Annotated in this window: 15 protein-coding genes and 1 other annotated feature; of the genes, 13 read left to right on the top strand and 2 right to left on the bottom strand. The window is 42.1% G+C overall.

Features of this window, described 5'->3' with window-relative positions; all coding sequences use genetic code 11:
• Positions 1–170: 170 nt before the first annotated feature.
• From L0M13_RS12255 to L0M13_RS12225, 7 genes are all read left to right on the top strand, one after another.
• Entirely contained in the window at positions 171–1,217 is a 1,047-nt protein-coding gene (locus tag L0M13_RS12255; protein WP_235196766.1) for an ABC transporter ATP-binding protein, read from the top strand.
• A complete protein-coding gene (locus L0M13_RS12250) occupies positions 1,214–2,224 on the top strand; it encodes an ABC transporter ATP-binding protein (RefSeq protein WP_235196765.1) in 1,011 nt (336 codons plus the stop codon). The genes L0M13_RS12255 and L0M13_RS12250 overlap by 4 nt, the downstream gene beginning before the upstream one ends.
• Positions 2,225–2,251: 27 nt before the next feature.
• Positions 2,252–3,796: an oligopeptide ABC transporter substrate-binding protein gene (opp4A, locus tag L0M13_RS12245; RefSeq protein ID WP_235196764.1), complete on the top strand. Its 1,545-nt coding sequence runs from the start codon at positions 2,252–2,254 to the stop codon at positions 3,794–3,796.
• On the top strand, positions 3,739–3,993 hold the full coding sequence (locus tag L0M13_RS12240) for a hypothetical protein (RefSeq protein ID WP_235196763.1): 255 nt from the start codon (positions 3,739–3,741) through the stop codon (positions 3,991–3,993). The genes opp4A and L0M13_RS12240 overlap by 58 nt, the downstream gene beginning before the upstream one ends.
• Positions 3,994–4,141: 148 nt before the next feature.
• The gene (gene opp4B, locus L0M13_RS12235) at positions 4,142–5,107 is read left to right on the top strand and encodes an oligopeptide ABC transporter permease (RefSeq protein ID WP_235196762.1); all 966 of its coding nucleotides are present in this window, start codon (positions 4,142–4,144) and stop codon (positions 5,105–5,107) included.
• Between the two features lie 12 nt (positions 5,108–5,119).
• The gene (gene opp4C, locus L0M13_RS12230) at positions 5,120–6,037 is read left to right on the top strand and encodes an oligopeptide ABC transporter permease (RefSeq protein ID WP_235196761.1); all 918 of its coding nucleotides are present in this window, start codon (positions 5,120–5,122) and stop codon (positions 6,035–6,037) included.
• A gap of 151 nt (positions 6,038–6,188) precedes the next feature.
• Positions 6,189–7,886, top strand: a complete 1,698-nt coding sequence (locus L0M13_RS12225) for a peptide ABC transporter substrate-binding protein (protein ID WP_235196759.1) — start codon at positions 6,189–6,191, stop codon at positions 7,884–7,886.
• Positions 7,887–8,085: 199 nt separating this feature from the next.
• On the opposite strand, the gene trpS is transcribed toward L0M13_RS12225, so the two are convergent.
• Both trpS and L0M13_RS12215 read right to left on the bottom strand, forming a co-directional pair.
• Entirely contained in the window at positions 8,086–9,078 is a 993-nt protein-coding gene (gene trpS / locus L0M13_RS12220) for a tryptophan--tRNA ligase (RefSeq protein WP_235196758.1), read from the bottom strand.
• 46 nt (positions 9,079–9,124) lie between these two features.
• Positions 9,125–9,337, bottom strand: a binding site (T-box leader).
• 44 nt (positions 9,338–9,381) lie between these two features.
• Complete coding sequence (locus L0M13_RS12215) at positions 9,382–9,723, bottom strand: DUF3899 domain-containing protein (RefSeq protein ID WP_235196757.1); 342 nt, start codon at positions 9,721–9,723, stop codon at positions 9,382–9,384.
• A 242-nt stretch (positions 9,724–9,965) separates the two neighbouring features.
• Between L0M13_RS12215 and L0M13_RS12210 the strand changes: the two genes are divergently transcribed.
• From L0M13_RS12210 to L0M13_RS12185, 6 genes are all read left to right on the top strand, one after another.
• Positions 9,966–11,678 (top strand): peptide ABC transporter substrate-binding protein, encoded by a 1,713-nt coding sequence (locus L0M13_RS12210; RefSeq protein ID WP_235196756.1) that lies wholly within the window; start codon positions 9,966–9,968, stop codon positions 11,676–11,678.
• Positions 11,679–11,868: 190 nt separating this feature from the next.
• A complete protein-coding gene (gene opp3b / locus L0M13_RS12205) occupies positions 11,869–12,804 on the top strand; it encodes an oligopeptide ABC transporter permease (RefSeq protein ID WP_235196755.1) in 936 nt (311 codons plus the stop codon).
• Positions 12,804–13,823, top strand: a complete 1,020-nt coding sequence (opp3C, locus tag L0M13_RS12200) for an oligopeptide ABC transporter permease (RefSeq protein WP_235196754.1) — start codon at positions 12,804–12,806, stop codon at positions 13,821–13,823. The genes opp3b and opp3C overlap by 1 nt, the downstream gene beginning before the upstream one ends.
• A gap of 13 nt (positions 13,824–13,836) precedes the next feature.
• Positions 13,837–14,892 (top strand): ABC transporter ATP-binding protein, encoded by a 1,056-nt coding sequence (locus L0M13_RS12195; protein WP_235196753.1) that lies wholly within the window; start codon positions 13,837–13,839, stop codon positions 14,890–14,892.
• A complete protein-coding gene (locus L0M13_RS12190; RefSeq protein ID WP_235196752.1) occupies positions 14,892–15,830 on the top strand; it encodes an ABC transporter ATP-binding protein in 939 nt (312 codons plus the stop codon). Before L0M13_RS12195 ends, L0M13_RS12190 begins: the two co-directional genes overlap by 1 nt.
• Before the next feature lie 107 nt (positions 15,831–15,937).
• Positions 15,938–17,149, top strand: a complete 1,212-nt coding sequence (locus tag L0M13_RS12185; protein ID WP_235196751.1) for a putative glycoside hydrolase — start codon at positions 15,938–15,940, stop codon at positions 17,147–17,149.
• Positions 17,150–17,570 lie beyond the last annotated feature (421 nt).

Below are 17,570 nucleotides of genomic sequence, written 5' to 3'. Positions count from 1 at the left end.
TTATGTTTTTAACTTCAAAGAATTTAAAGGAGTGTCACATTAAATGTCATATTTATATAAATTGTTAAATAATTTGTAAAATTATAAAAAATACGTTGCCTTCGTAATGTTTTTGTAATAAACTTTATCTAAGTTAAATTGACAGAAAAAAAGAATTTTGAGGTGTTCACATGACTGGGAATTACACAACGAAAAAAATGACACCCCTTTTGCAAGTAAGAAATCTACAGACGGGATTTAAAATTGATGGCAAGTTTTATAATGCTGTAGAAGGTGTATCGTTCGATGTCGACAGAAAACAGATTGTCGGGATTGTCGGAGAGTCTGGATGTGGAAAAAGCGTTATGTCATTGTCCATTATGCAGCTATTGCCTCCAGGAATTGGCAAGATTCGAGGCGGTGAAATCGATTTTGAAGGATTGAACATTTCAGAACTGAATGACAAAAAGATGAATAAAATACGCGGCAAAGATATATCAATGATTTTCCAGGAACCGATGACATCATTAAATCCTGTTTTCACGATCGGTTACCAGATAGAAGAAGTAATCTTGAACCATGAAAATATTTCTAAAAAGGAAGCAAGACTTCGTTCTATCTCTTTGTTAAAAAGTGTCGGAATTCCAAGAGCAGATAAAATCGTCAGCGAATACCCGCATCAATTATCAGGAGGGATGAGGCAACGGGTCATGATTGCGATGGCCATTGCGTGCCAACCGAAACTGCTCATAGCAGATGAGCCGACTACCGCTTTGGATGTTACTGTTCAAGCCCAAATCCTGGAACTATTGAAAGGCATTCAAGAAACCAATGATATGTCCATCATCCTCATTACCCACGATCTTGGTGTAGTGGCAGAAATATGCGACGAAGTGATAGTCATGTACGCTGGGAAAATTGTTGAAAGATCGACAGTAGATGATTTGTTCAATAATCCAAAGCATCCGTATACCGATCTTCTGATGAAAGCTATTCCAAAAATGGATGAAGATGTGGAGAAATTAGCAACGATTGATGGACTAGTTCCTTCTATTATAAATATGCCGGAAATCGGCTGCCGTTTTGCTAACCGTTGCCCGAAGGCAATGCCGGAATGTCTAACTGTCACTCCTCAATTAGGCGAAGTGGAATTGCAGCACGAAGCAGCATGCCTCCTTTACGATGAAAGCTGGCCGGCAGGAGAAGAACGCCAAAGAGAAGGAGTTACTGTTCTATGACAACTAGAGATTTTATCCAGGAAAGAATCGATAGCCTAGAGAATCGTGAAGTCTTACTAGAAGTGCGAAATTTAAAAACCTATTATCCGGTAACAGGTGGATTTTTCAAGCGGGTCGTCGGCAACGTAAAAGCGGTTGACGATGTGTCATTCAGCATCCGAAAAGGTGAGACCTTGGGGCTGGTAGGGGAATCTGGCTGCGGCAAGTCGACAACAGGCCGGACCATCCTCCGATTACTGAAACCGACTGATGGAAAAATCCTTTTTGAAGGAAAAGACATCACGAAAGTGACAGGATCGAAATTGCAAAAAGCACGACGGGATTTTCAGATGGTTTTCCAGGACCCTTATGCATCGTTAAATCCGATGCAAATGGTTGGAGATATAATTGCAGAACCAATTCTCAATTACGAGAAGCGCGATAAAAAAGAGTTGGAGCAAGAAATCAAAGCGTTATTGACGAGAGTTGGACTGCCGGAAGAGGCCTATTATAAATACGCCCATGAATTTTCCGGCGGCCAGCGGCAACGCATAGGGATAGCACGTGCCTTAGCGTTGAATCCCAAACTGATTGTCGCAGACGAACCGGTGTCCGCACTGGACGTGTCTGTTCAATCGCAAGTATTGAATCTGCTAAAAGAATTGCAGATCGAGTTCGATTTGACTTATTTGTTTATTGCGCATGATTTGAGCGTCGTAAAGCATATGAGCGATCGAATCGGAGTGATGTATTTGGGCAACCTCGTTGAGCTTGCTTCAAATAGAGATTTATACAGAGAACCTTTGCATCCGTACACACAGGCTTTGATTTCTGCGATTCCAGAACCGAATACGGCGATCAAGAAAGAAAGGATTGTGTTGGAAGGAGATGTGCCAAGTCCGCAAAATCCGCCGACAGGCTGCCCGTTCCATACGCGCTGTCCGATGGCAATGGAAGCGTGTTCGAAAGAAAAGCCTCCATTAAAAGAAGTGCGGCCCGGACATTTTGCTGCGTGTCTTCTGTATTAAATCAAAAAAATTTTTGGGGGGAAAAGTATGAAGAAGAACAAATCCTTACTTTGGCTTTTCGCTATGATTCTTGTCGTTTCCGCGTTCCTAGCGGCTTGCGGTGGAGATGACGGCGATTCTGGCAGTGGAGATTCGAAAAAAGAAGATGGCACAACTGAAGATAAGGCAGCCGACGGAGAACCGCAAAAAGGCGGCACGTTAGTTTATGGAATCGATGCTCCACCTGAAGGGTTATACAATCCAGCATTTTATAATATTGCTACTGATGCCGAAGTAATTGATTTATTCGATGAATCATTAATCAATTATAACGAAAATCTTGAGCCAGAGCCGAACGTAGCTTCTTGGACGACAGAAGACAATAAAGTTTTCAACTTCAAATTCGAAGAAGGCGTTAAATGGCACAACGGCGAAGAATTGACAGTCAATGACTGGGTATTTGCATTCGAAACAATTGCAAGCCCAGACTATGATGGCCCTCGCTACACAAACGTTCAGACAATTGAAGGAGCAGAAGCTTTCCGCAACGGAGAAGCTGATACGATCTCAGGTGTGGAAGTTGTCGGCGATTATGAAATCAACATCACTTTTGATGAAGCACGTGTAAATAACTTGACGAACCTTTGGTCTTATCCGCTGCCAGAATCGGTACTAGGCGATGTGCCTGTAGCTGAAATGTCAGCATCTGAATGGGTGCGTTCTACTCCGATCGGAATCGGGCCATTCAAAGTGGACAAAATTGTTCCCGGCGAATCGGTTGAGTTTTCTCGTTTCGATGAATACTGGAATGGCGAAGTTAACTTGGACAAAATCGTTTTGCGCGTAATTGACAACTCTTCAGTAGTTGGGGCATTGCAAAACGGCGATGTGGACATGATTTCCTTGCAGCCAGTTTCTGGCCCTGAAGTAGAGCCATTGGAAAACGTGGATATCGTGACTTATCCTGGCCTTTCTTACTATTATGTAGGATTCAAGCTTGGTAAATTCGATAATGCGACACAAACTATCACAGAAGAACTTCCGAAATACCAAAGCAAAGAGCTTCGCCAAGCGATGATGTATGCAATTAACCGCCAGGAATGGGTGGATGCATTCTTCTTCGGTTATGCAAATGTCGTGAACAAACCGGTTCCAACTTCACATTGGAACGCAGCAGACGATGCTGAAGCAGATTTGAATACGTATGAGTACGACCCGGAAAAAGCGAAAGAAATGTTAGATGCGGCTGGATACGTTGATACAAACGACGACGGATTCCGTGAAGATCCGAACGGCGACGAGTTCGTTGTGAAATTCTCCCACTATGCAACTGGAAACCCGACATTCGAGTCTCGTGCACAAGCAATCACTCAGTACTGGGAAGAAGTCGGCATCAAATCGGAACTTGAAATGGTCGAAGTAAACCTTTACTACGAAATGATTGAAAAAGATGATCCTTCAATCGAAACTTTCTTCGGTGGATGGGGAACTGGATCAGATCCAGATCCATCAGGCCTATGGAAAGCAGATCAATTGTGGAACTACCGCGCTACAACAATCCTGAAGCAGATCAATTGCTTGATGATGCTTTGAATATTGAGATTGTTGGAACAGATCAGCAAAAACGTGCGGACCTTTATATCGAGTGGCAGAAGATCGTCAACGAAGAAGTTCCAATGCTATACATTGCTGAGCTGGAAGAAATTAAAGCATTAAACAAACGTGTTGGCGGAACTGAGTATGACGTTTCTGGTCAAAACAGCCCGGCAGAATGGTTTGTAACAGAATAATAGAAGATTTCATTCAACGGTGGGCGCAGTTATCGCCCATCGTTGAATCATTATTAGCTCTTATGCACGGTAAGGTGTGTTTGAACACAAACATTTCTTACCGTGCCCGGGAGCACAGCTGAGAATATTACAGACAAGGAGAGTATACATGCTGAAATATACGATTAGAAGGTTGCTTGGAATGATTCCTATGCTCATCCTTATATCCATTGTGGTATTTACATTAGCAAAGCTTATGCCAGGGGATTCCTTGAGCGGCGAAATTGATCCGCTCAATACGAATCCCGAATACATAGCGGAGATGAGAGAGAAGTTAGGCTATAACGAACCGCTGCCGGTCCAGTATTTTGATTGGATAACCGGTTTCCTGCAAGGTGATTTCGGAAAGTCGACGCGTTTTAAAGTGCCAGTGGCAGATATTATTATGGAGAAAATCCCTAATACGCTGTTCCTTGGAGTCATGTCCCTGCTCATAACCTATATTCTTGCATTTTTAATGGGGATGTACTCAGGCCGCAAACCGTATACGCTAGGAGATAATGCCATAGCGGGCATTAACTATATCATGCTGGCAATTCCTTCATTTGTAGCAGCTGTATTCGCTATTTACTTCTTTTCTTTCCATTTGAATTGGTTTCCATTTGGAGGGTCTGTCGATATCCTGGTTGAAGAAGGCACGTTGGACTATTGGTTCAGCAAATTACATCACGTGCTCCTTCCGGCAATCGTTTTAGGTGCTATGAGCACAGCCTCTTACACACAATTTTTGCGAAATGACATCATTGAAAATTCACGGAAAGATTTTGTGCGCACAGCGCGTGCAAAAGGGACGCCGATCAAGAAAATTTACAATGTCCATATTTTAAGAAACTCCATCATTCCTTTAGTTACCTTTTTAGGGTTTGATTTCGCAGCGCTGATCGGCGGCGCGATCATTACAGAGACGATTTTCACGTATCCTGGAATTGGCCAACTTTTCTTGGAATCCGTTACAAGCAGGGATTATCCAACCTTAATGGCACTTACAATGCTTTTGTCATTTTTGACACTGGCAGGGAATTTAATCGCAGACATCTTATACGGAATCGTGGATCCACGAATCCGTTTGGACTAAGGAGGAGCAATTATGGCATCAACTACTACTATTGCACAGCAAAAGAAGCCGGAAAGAAGCTTGTCTCCCTGGCAGATTGCAAGAAAGAAATTCTTACGCAATAAATTAGCGATGATCAGCAGCGTTTTTATCATCCTTGTCACCATCATGTCTTTATCTGCACCATTTGTAGCGAATTTTTTATCGCCGCTTCCAGATGTAACCAAAGTAAATATCGGATCGATGAACATTCAACCGAACGGCGAGCATTTGCTTGGAACCGATAAAAGCGGGAGAGACGTTTTGACAAGATTGTTTTACGGGGGACGGATTTCCTTATTAGTCGGTTTTAGCGCGACTTTAATTGTTATCTCATTAGGAACGCTTGTCGGCTCGATTGCAGGTTTCTTCGGAGGCTTGGTAGATAATATTCTGATGCGTTTTACGGATTTCGTTTTGAACTTTCCATTTTTAGTTTTTGTTATCGTATTAAATACGATTTTATATGGAATCGTAGATGGCCTGTGGGTGCTGATTTTAGTGATTGGCGTTTTGAGTTGGGGCGGAGTGGCACGACTCGTGCGAAGCAAAGTTCTGGCTGAAAAAGAAAATGAATACATTTTGGCGGCATTATCGATCGGCTGTTCCCCGTGGAAAGTCATCCGGAAGCATCTGCTGCCGAATGTTATGTCGACCATTATTGTGCAAGCGACTTTGATTTTTGCCAGCATGATCGTTGCGGAAGCGGCATTAAGTTATTTAGGGTTCGGTGTTCCACAAGCTACGCCAAGCTGGGGCAATATGTTGTCATCAGCAAATGAACCGGATGTATTGCAAGGCAAACCTTGGATTTGGATGCCGCCGGCTCTCCTTATCACATTGACAATTCTGTCGATCAATTTCATTGGTGAAGGATTGAAGGATGCCCTTAATCCAAAATCACTTCGATAAAAGCAAGAGCTGCATAATATGCGGCTCTTTTTTGATGGAATAAAACACAAATTGATAAAATATTATTAATTATCAAAAGAAAGTGCAAAAATAATCGAGAGGAGTTATAATTAAAAAAATTAAACTTTTCAAAAAATAAGGAGGCCTTACCGTGTTCACCAAGAAGAGACGCATCTTACTTATTTTCATCTTGGCGATAAGTGGATTTTTAGCAGCTTGCGGCGGCAGCGGAGGAAGTGAAGAAGGGAGCCAGAATAATGAAGGCGGTGCTGGGGGAGGATCTGGAGAGCCTGATAGTGAGCAAGTGTTGAATTTGATTGAAAGTGCTGAAATTCCCACAATGGACTCTGCATTAGCCGAAGACGCGGTAGCATTTAATATCCTGAATAATGTCAATGAAGGCTTGTTTCGGTTAAATCAGGAAAATATGGCTGAACCGGCTTTGGCCGACAGTGAACCTGAAATCAGCGAAGACGGTTTGACGTATACGTTCACCTTACGTGATGCTAATTGGTCTGACGGGACACCAATTACTGCCAATGACTTTGTGTTTGCATGGCAACGGGCAATTGATCCGGCAACGGGTTCACCTTACGGTCCTTATATGATGGCAGGGACCATCAAAAATGCTGAAGCAATCGCAGCGGGGGAAATGGACAAAGCAGAATTGGGAGCAGAAGCAACGGATGATAAAACTTTAGTCGTGGCCCTTGAGCGGCCAGTTCCTTACTTTATGTCATTAATGGCATTTGGCACCTTTTATCCTCAAAATGAAGAGTTTGTAACGGAGCAGGGTGATGCATATGCGGCCAACTCGGATAATTTGCTATACAATGGACCGTTTATGCTGACGAACTGGGACGGTACCGGTTTAACCTGGTCCATGGAAAAGAATCCGGAATATTGGGATGCAGATACGGTTCAGCTTCAGACGATCAATGTGGACGTCATTAAAGAACCAAGTACAGCGGTCAATCTCTATACTTCGGGAGAAAAGGATCGGGCAGGGTTGTCCGGAGAGTTTGCGATGCAATATGCAGAAGACCCGGAAGTGATAACTGAACTCGAACCGAGTATCTTCTACTTGAAATTTAATCAGGAACGAAACGGGGAAGCGACACCGCTTGCCAACGAAAATATCCGAAAAGCGATATCCATGGCTTTCAATAAACAGGACTTAGTGGATGTCGTGCTTGCAAACGGATCATTGCCAGCGAACTATCTCGTACCGACAGAAGTCACCTTTAATGAAAATAACGAAGATTTCCGTGATATCAACGGCGATATGAATGAATTTAATTCAGAAGAGGCAAAGCAATACTGGGAAACGGGATTGCAGGAACTCGGAGTCAGTGAAATCACACTGGATTATTTAGGAGACGACACCGAGACGTCTAAAAAATTGAACGAGTACATGAAAGCCCAGCTTGAAGAAAACCTGGCAGGGTTAACAATTGAAATCAATACTGTCCCGTTCAGTGTCCGCTTGGAACGGGATGAAGCACAAGATTATGATATTCAAAATTCCGGTTGGGGTCCGGACTATCAAGATCCGATGACCTTCATCGACTTGTTCGTAACCGATTCGCCTCAAAATAAGATGTCTTACTCAAACCCTGAGTTTGATGAATTGGTCAATGCAGCAAAAGGCGATCTCGCTCAAGATCTTGAAGGGCGTTGGGAAGCGATGGCGCAAGCAGAACAAATTTTAATAGAAGAAGATGCTGCAATCGCTCCGATTTATCAGCGCGGCCGGATGTCCTTGCAAAAACCATATGTCAACGACATCATCTCCCACCCATTTGGAGGGGATTACAGCTACAAATGGGCATACATCTCAGGGAAATAAGAAAAGCGTAAGCGGCCATGTAGATTCGCCGGGCATAAGACGAGCAGGCGAAGCGGCGTATTTCCAGCCGCACAGCCTGATTGGCTTATGACCCAAGAATCTGGCCACTGGAGTCTGGACAATAAAAAAAGCGTAAGCGGCGATGCAGATTCGGCGAACCTAAATAAAAGAGGCTGCAATTTTGCAGCCTCTTTCTAATTTATCTGCGTTTGCGGCCTAAGCCCATCGCATTTTCCATCTTCTTTAATGTCTTATTGGCTAGGGAATTCGCTTTTTCGGCACCTTCATCCAAAATGCGGTCAAGTTCTTCAGAGTCCAATAATTCTTTATAGCGCTCTTGGATAGGAGCTAGGTGAGTAGTTACAGCTGTTGCAACAGAAGCCTTAAAGTCGCCGTAGCCGACGCCTTCGTATTTAGCGACTAGCGAATCGATGCTTGCATCTGTAAGGGCTGCTTCGATCGTCAAAAGATTTGAAATCCCGGGTTTGTTGATAGGATCGTATTTAACAATTCCTTCTGAATCTGTAACAGCTGATTTGATTTTCTTTTCAATTATCTTTAAATCATCCAATAACGTGACGATTGATTTTTTATTGGCATCGGATTTGCTCATTTTTTTAGAAGGATCTTGAAGAGACATGATGCGCGCGCCGTTTTTGGGCACACGGATTTCCGGAATGGTCAACACGTCATTGTATTTTTTGTTGAAGCGTTCCGCTAAGTCGCGCGTCAACTCAATATGCTGTTTCTGGTCGTCGCCGACAGGAACAACATCTGTTTGGTATAGCAGAATATCCGCAGCCATAAGCGGGGGATAAGTTAATAATCCTGCAGAAACAGAAGCGGTCTTCGCTGATTTGTCTTTATATTGAGTCATGCGCTCCAATTCGCCGATGGTAGAGACGCATTGCATCATCCATCCAGCTTGGGCATGCGCTGGAACTTCTGATTGGATGAACAGGGTTACCTTCTCAGGATCGATCCCGACAGCCAAGTAAAGCGCTGCAAGAGCCTTAATATTCTTTCTCAGTTCCAAGCGGTCTTGCGGCATCGTGATGGCATGTTGGTCGACGATGCAAAAAATACAATCGAATTCATCCTGCAAATCTGTAAATTGTTTAAACGCGCCGATGTAGTTTCCTAACGTTACTGTACCGGTAGGCTGGACGCCTGAAAAGATTTTCTTCTTCATTGCTTTTCCTCCTCATAATAAAAAAACACAGCACACATCCCTGTAAAAAAGGGACGAATGATGTGTTTTTCCGCGGTACCACCCTAGTTGCCGTATTTGGCCACTCTTCTTCATAACGTGAAGATCACGGAAACGGCTACTGTTAGTTCACCGTTTCAGCTCAAAAGTCCATTCAATACAGTTCTCCGCCTGTTTCCACCAACCACAGGCTCTCTATATAGAAGAAACTGCATTTACTCTTCTTTTTCATCGCTCAATGTTTATTTTCTAAGTATAATACAAAAAACTTTTATTGTGCAATGGTTAAAGTTCATAAATTACCAGCGAGATTGCCATACATAATAGGGTTACTCCGCCAAGAATCAGCAAAGGCGCACTAGATAAGGAGAATATTTCAGAAGGGGCGCGCATTTCATCATCATCTAATGTGGTCTTGACTTTAAAGAATTTCCGCATGCTCAGAGTGAAAATATCGAAAATTCCTGTCCTGATAACAAACACCCATAAACCGATAAAAACCAGGACCCCGCCAAAAATAAACGAATTATTTATATAAGAAAGCAGGGAGAAAGGCTCGCTTCGAATTAGCATGGTCAGTAAAATTAGCCCTTGTACAATAATGACACTTATCACCATTTTTTTCATTTTTGCACCTCAATTCTTATTAATTGTAGAAGAAGTTGAAAAAAAAATCAAAAAAATAATGAAAAAAATTCCACCTCAAAAATGCTGATAACTTCAATAATCACGGCTTTTTCTGTAATGTTGTTGAAATACAATTGTTACAAAAGTGTAAATACTTTTAAAAAAAGTACTGTACAAGAAAAAAAGATTATGTATAATAAACAGTGTACCAATTTTTCAGAAAATTTAAGGGGGTCACCTAAGTGAAGAACAGCAAGTTATTTTGGCTACTTAGCCTTGTTTTAGTTCTTAGCGCTTTCCTAGCTGCATGTGGCGGCGGGGACGACGAAAAGGCTGAAACACCAGAGACAGACGGCGACGATACAGCAGCCGGAGAAGAAAAACCAGCTGGAGAACCAGATGCTGAACAAGTACTAAACTTGATGGAAAGTGCAGAAATTCCAACAATGGATTCATCATTGGCTGAAGATGCTGTTGCTTTCAACATTATGAACAACGTTAACGAAGGTTTGTTCCGTTTAAACCAAGAAAACGTTGCTGAACCTGCTCTTGCAGAAGCTGAGCCAGAAGTCAGCGAAGATGGATTAACTTACACTTTCAAATTGCGTGATGCTAAATGGTCTAACGGCGAAGCAGTAACTGCTAACGATTTCGTATTCGCTTGGCAGCGTGCTATCGATCCTGCAACTGGATCACCTTACGGCCCATACATGATGGCTGGTACAATCAAAAACGCTGAAGCAATTGCTGCAGGCGAAATGGAAGTTTCTGAATTAGGAGTTAAAGCAGTTGATGAGAAGACTCTTGAAGTTACTCTTGAGCGCGCTACTCCATACTTCATGTCATTAATGGCATTCGGAACTTTCTACCCATTAAACGAAGCTTTCGTAACTGAAAAAGGCGATGCTTACGCGTCTAACTCAGATAACTTGCTTTACAACGGTCCATTCATGTTAACTAACTGGGATGGTACTGGCTTGACTTGGTCTATGGAAAAAAACCCTGAGTACTGGGATGCAGAAACAGTTCAACTTGAAACAATCAACGTAGACGTTGTTAAAGAAACTAGCACTGCAATCAACCTTTACACTTCAGGTGAAAAAGACCGTACTGGTCTATCTGGTGAATTCGCAATGCAATATGCTGAAGATCCAGAAGTTGTAAGAGAATTAGAACCAACAATTTTCTACTTGAAATTTAACCAAGAGCGCAACGGAGAACAAACTCCACTTGCTAACTTGAATATCCGTAAAGCGATCTCTATGGCTTTCAACAAACAAGATCTAGTTGACGTAGTATTAGCAAACGGTTCATTGCCAGCTAACTACTTGGTACCAACTGAATTCACATTCGATGAAAACAACGCGGACTTCCGTGAAGTTAACGGCGACATGAACGAATTCAATGCAGAAGAAGCTAAGAAATTGTGGGCAACTGGAATGGAAGAGCTTGGCTTGACTGAAGTAACACTAGAAATGCTTGGTGGAGATTCAGAACTTGCTAAAAAAATGGACGAGTACATGAAATCTCAGCTTGAAGAAAACCTTGAAGGTTTAACTCTTGAGCTTAAAGCAGTTCCTTTCGGAGTTCGCTTAGAGCTTGATGAAGCACAAGACTATGATATCCAAAACTCTGGTTGGGGCCCTGACTATCAGGATCCAATGACATTCATTGACCTATTCGTAACTGGATCTGCTCAAAACAAAATGTCTTACTCTAACGAAGAATTTGATACTTTAGTTGACCAAGCGAAAGGCGAATTGGCTCAAGATCTTGCTGGTCGCTGGGAAGCTATGGCTAAAGCAGAACAAATCTTAATCGAAGAAGATGCAGCTATCGCACCGATCTACCAACGCGGTCTAATGTCTCTTCAAAAACCTTACGTGCATGACATTATCTCTCACCCATTCGGCGGAGATTACAGCTACAAATGGGCTTACATTTCAGGTAAATAAGTTAATTACCCGGCCTCTGTGAAAAACAAATAGAAAGAGAGTATATCGCTGGTTTTTGGACGATATACTCTCTTTTCTAATGCAGGCGAATTCACCGAAAATTGACCATTTTCTGCTAACTATCGAAAAGATCAAGCCTATCGTCAACGCACATAGCTTGTGAAATAGAATTATTTTTTGGAGGTGCAACATGGCACGATACATCGGCAAACGATTGATCTATATGGTAATCACAATGGCATTGATTGCGACATTCACATTTTTCTTAATGAAGATTTTACCAGGTTCCCCTATCGCTTCCGCAGATAAATTATCTCCAGAACAAAGGGCAGTAGTAGAAGCACGGTACGGTTTAGATGAACCTCTGCCAGTTCAATATTTTGACTATATGTTTGGTTTGTTAAAAGGGGATTTAGGTATTTCAATTAACCAATTTAAAGGGGCCGACGTTACGGACTTAATTATTAGCCGTATGGGGCCGTCCGCACAAATTGGTTTCCAAGGCATGGTGCTTGGAACGATTATCGGAATTCTGCTTGGTATGATTGCCGCCCTGCGGCAAAATACGTGGGTTGATTACTCCAGTACACTTGTGGCGATTATCGGGATATCCATTCCATCATTTGTATTTGCATCCTTGCTGCAATATTGGTTCGGCTTAAAATTGGAATGGTTCCCTGTAGCCTTATGGAAAGACGGCTTCATGTCGAGTGTCTTGCCATCTATCGCATTAGCGATGTTCCCGCTTGCTACAGCGGCACGTTTTATCCGTACAGAAATGATCGAAGTATTAGGTTCTGACTACATCACATTAGCGAAAGCTAAAGGTGCAAGCGGTTCAGAAATCGCATTTAAACATGCTATCCGAAACGCCTTGATTCCTTTGATTACAGTCTTAGGACCAATGACGGTTTCGATTTTGACAGGTTCACTTGTAGTTGAACAGATTTTTGCTATCCCAGGAATTGGCGAGCAGTTCGTTAAATCCATCATGGTGAATGACTTCTCAATCATTATGGGTACAACGATTTTCTTCTCAGTCTTCCTAATCGTCGTTATCTTAATCGTAGATATTTTGTACGGCGTTATTGATCCGCGGATCCGTCTTTCAGGAGGTAAAAGCTAATGACACAAAATCTAGAAAAGCTGCCAAAAGGTTCTTTTGAACGCATCACGGTAGACACAAAACAGGCAGAACGCATCTCTAAGCCAAGTGTCAGCTTTTGGCAAGACGCTTGGATGCGCTTAAAGAAAAATAAAGGGGCAATCGTCAGTATCATCCTTTTTGGACTGATTGTCATCATGTCATTCTTAGGGCCGATCATTAGCCCGTATGAGCCGAATGCTCAAACGATTACACACGCTAACTTGCCTCCGAAAATTCCAGTTATTGAAAACTTAGGGATCTTAGATGGGACAGGTACACTAGGCGGCAAAGAAGTTGACTTATATGAGATGAAGAATGTAGAAGTCAACTATTGGTTTGGAACAGATGGTTTGGGGCGTGACATGTTCTCCCGTCTTTGGAAAGGTACGCAAGTATCCCTATTCATCGCATTCGTTGCTGCTGCAATTGATATGTTAATTGGGGTTATCTACGGTGGGATTTCCGGTTACTTCGGCGGCCGTGTAGATGATATCATGCAGCGTATCGTTGAAATTTTAACGGGTATTCCTAACTTAGTTGTGGTTATCCTCTTTATCCTGATCATGGATCCTGGTATTCTTGCGATTATTATCGCTTTGACCATAACCGGTTGGACAGGAATGTCACGGGTTGTCCGTGGGCAAGTATTAAAATATAAATCTCAAGAATTCGTTTTAGCATCCCGTACTTTAGGGGCAAGCGATTCCCGCATTATCTGGAAACACCTAATGCCGAACGTGCTGGGCATTATCATCATCAACACAATGTTCACAATTCCAGGCGCGATCTTCTTCGAAGCTTTCTTAAGCTTCATCGGTCTGGGTCTGCAAGCACCAGATGCATCATTAGGAACATTAATCAATGATGGCTATAAATTGCTTCAATACCAGCCGCATATTCTTGCATTCCCGGCTATCTTATTGAGTCTAATCATGATTTGCTTTAACTTGATCGGCGATGGTCTTCGTGATGCGCTTGATCCGAAGATGAAAGATTAAGGAGGAAAGTTAAATGGAGAAGATTTTACAAGTAAAAGACCTCGAGCTTTCCTTTAACACATTTGGTGGGGAAGTCAAAGCTATCCGAGGCGTTAACTTTGATCTATATAAAGGCGAAACTTTGGCGATTGTAGGAGAATCCGGTTCTGGTAAATCGGTTACGACTAAATCGATCATGCGTTTACTGCCTGAAAACTCAGCAGAATTCAAAAACGGCGAAATTCTATTCGGCGGACGTGATCTGACAAAATTGAGCGACAAAGAAATGCAGAAAATCCGTGGCAAGGACATTTCGATGATCTTCCAGGATCCGATGACTTCTTTAAACCCGACGATGCCGATTGGCCGCCAGATTACAGAACCATTGTTAAAACACCAAAAGATTGGCAAAGAAGAAGCGAAAAAAGTGGCAATCGATTTGCTGCGCCTTGTTGGGATGCCGAAGCCTGAATTACGGATGAAACAATATCCGCACCAATTTTCAGGTGGTCAGCGCCAACGTATCGTAATTGCCATCGCATTAGCTTGTAACCCGCAAATCTTGATTGCGGATGAGCCGACAACTGCGCTTGACGTTACTATTCAAGCCCAGATTCTTGAGCTCATGAAAGACTTACAGAAGAAGATCGACACATCTATCATTTTCATTACCCATGATCTAGGGGTAGTTGCAAATGTTGCTGACCGAGTAGCAGTTATGTACGGCGGCAAGATTGTGGAAATTGGTACTGTAGATGAAATTTTCTATAACCCACAGCATCCGTATACATGGGGGCTATTAAGTTCTATGCCTTCTTTAGATACGGATGAAGCGAAATTATATGCCATTCCAGGAACTCCTCCGGATCTTCTAGATCCGCCAAAAGGAGATGCGTTTGCGCTTCGCAGCGAATATGCATTGCAGATTGATATGGAGCAAAACCCTCCATTCTTCAAAGTCAGCGATACGCATTCTGCTGCAACTTGGTTGTTGCACCCGGATGCTCCACAAGTGGAACCTCCTGCAACTGTTATCGAGCGCATGAAGAAATTCCCAGGAAGCCGATATTATGAGGGGGGCGCAATTTAATGGCAGAAAAATTACTGGAAATCAAAGATTTAAGACAGCATTTCAATGTTGGCAAACCAAATGAAGTAAAAGCGGTAGACGGCATTAGCTTTGATATCTACCGCGGTGAGACACTTGGATTGGTAGGGGAATCCGGTTGTGGGAAATCCACAACTGGCCGCTCTATCATTCGTCTGTATGATGCGACTTCTGGCGATGTATTTTATGAAGGCGAAAATGTACATGGCAAAAAATCCAAAAAAGACTTGAAAAAATTCAATCGCAAAATGCAGATGATTTTCCAAGATCCATATGCTTCTTTGAATCCTCGAATGAAAGTAATGGACATTATTGCAGAAGGCATTGATATTCACGGACTCGCTAAAAATGCAGCAGACCGCAAAAAGATGGTTTTTGACTTGCTAGAAACAGTTGGTTTGAATAAAGAGCACGCGAACCGTTACCCGCATGAATTCTCAGGTGGACAGCGCCAGCGTTTAGGAATTGCCCGTGCACTAGCTGTAGAACCGGATTTTATCATCGCAGATGAGCCGATTTCTGCATTAGACGTTTCAATCCAAGCACAGGTTGTAAACTTGCTGAAAGAATTACAAGAAGAAAAAGGGTTGACCTATCTATTTATTGCCCACGATTTGTCGATGGTTAAATACATTTCAGACCGTATCGGCGTAATGTATTTCGGTAAAATGGTTGAGTTAGCGCCAGCAGAAGATTTATACAATAATCCGATGCACCCGTACACTCAGTCCCTATTATCAGCTATCCCACTTCCAGATCCAAATTATGAACGCAATCGGGTCCGTAAATCTTACGATCCATCGACTCATAATTACACGGAAAAGGACGATGTGAAAATGAGAGAAATCACGCCTGGACATTTCGTTCAATGTTCAGAAAGTGAGTTCCAATCCTTAAAAGCATCTGTAGCAGTAAAATAATAAAACTCTAACGATGATTCCATACTTTGGAATCATCGTTTTTTTCTTTCAATTTATTGAAATAATGATAAAATTAAACTAGAACATGGAGAGGGTGCATTGCAACAATGAAATGGACAAAATTTACAGTTATTAGCGCTCTGATGCTAAGTACATTGGCATCCACCACGGTTATGGCGGCTGAGGAAAAAGAACAAGCGCCTGATTTTACCACGCGTACATATCATTCACTTGAAGTGAATACAGATATTTTAGCTACATCCCAATTGTTTAAATATGACTCCGGATTGTCTTTTGAATATCCAGATGCTGTGAGAGGCATTTTTGTGACGGGTCATTCTGCTGGCGGCGAGCGTTTTGAAAAACTGGTTGATTTGATTGATACAACAGACTTGAACGCCATGGTCATCGATTTCAAAGAAGATATGGGTTATTTGACATATAAACCCGAAGAAGACTCGCCGCTCGCTAAACTGGGCATCGGGCAGCCTTTTATGAAAGACCCGCGGGCAGTTCTGGAAAGAATGGAAGAAAAACAGATTTACCCGATTGCGCGAGTGGTTGTTTTTAAAGATTCGGAATTGGCCAATGCAAAACCCGAGCTTTCCTTTGTTGAGGGCAACGGGGTTTGGAAAAATGGACGAGGCGAATCGTTTGTAAATCCATTCTTAAAAGAAGTATGGGATTATAATGTCCAAATTGCGATTGAAGCTGCAAAACTTGGCTTTAAAGAAATCCAATTTGATTATGTGAGATTCCCTGAAGGATTTGAAAAACGGGCAGATACTCTCCAATATTCGATGGGAGAATACGAAAACTCGGAATTAGATCCTGTCCAAAGAAGAGTGGAAGCAGTAACGGATTTCGTGGCATACGCAAGGGAGCAGCTTAAACCGTTTGATGTTGAAGTGTCAGTCGACATCTTTGGCTATTCGGCTACGCTGCCAGAAGCGCCTGGAATTGGACAAAACTTCTCGAAGATCTCTGAGAATGTGGATGTCATTTCATCTATGATCTACCCTAGCCATTGGACATCTTATTTCGGAATTGCCAAACCGGATTTAGAGCCGTATAAATTAGTTTCGGAATACGCAAAAGTAGAAAATAAAAAGCTGGGCGAATTGAAAGATCCACCTGTATCCCGTCCTTGGCTTCAAGATTTTACAGCTTCCTATTTAGGAGCAGGAAATTACTTGAACTATGGAAAAGCGGAAGTGGAAGCACAGATCAAAGCATTGCATGATAATGGAATTGAAGAATATCTTCTATGGAATGCTGGCAATAGTTATTCGACTGGCGTCGATTATACACCTGAATAAAGAGGCATTAAGACAGAGCCGAAGGAGGAAAGCGACAATTTCTCCTTCGGCTTTTTTAATTGGCTAAAAAACTTCGGCACTTATTTCTCAGTTAGACGAAACTATTTAAAAGGTGAAACGTACTATAAAGAGAAGAGTTTATTTTCAAGATAACTGATGTAATTGAGAATAAATATTTTTAGGAATAGGGTTTAAAGGTTTTTAAATCCGGGTAAATTTAATAATATGTAAGAGAGAATGAAGCCGTGAAATTATAACGATAATGTGACAAACCCTTAAAGATAAATAGTTTTTTTGTCTAAGGTATGTTCAACTGAAAGCTAATATTGTATAATGAATGTAGAGCTTCTATATTATAGTGATTCTAATTTAATAAATTTCTAAAATGATTTAACCTGAATCCGAAAGGAAGTGTTCCACT

Origin of the sequence: Planococcus sp. 107-1 (genome assembly GCF_021513255.1) — a bacterium.
Lineage (GTDB): Bacteria > Bacillota > Bacilli > Bacillales_A > Planococcaceae > Planococcus.
This window is presented reverse-complemented; position numbering and strand designations above follow the sequence as displayed.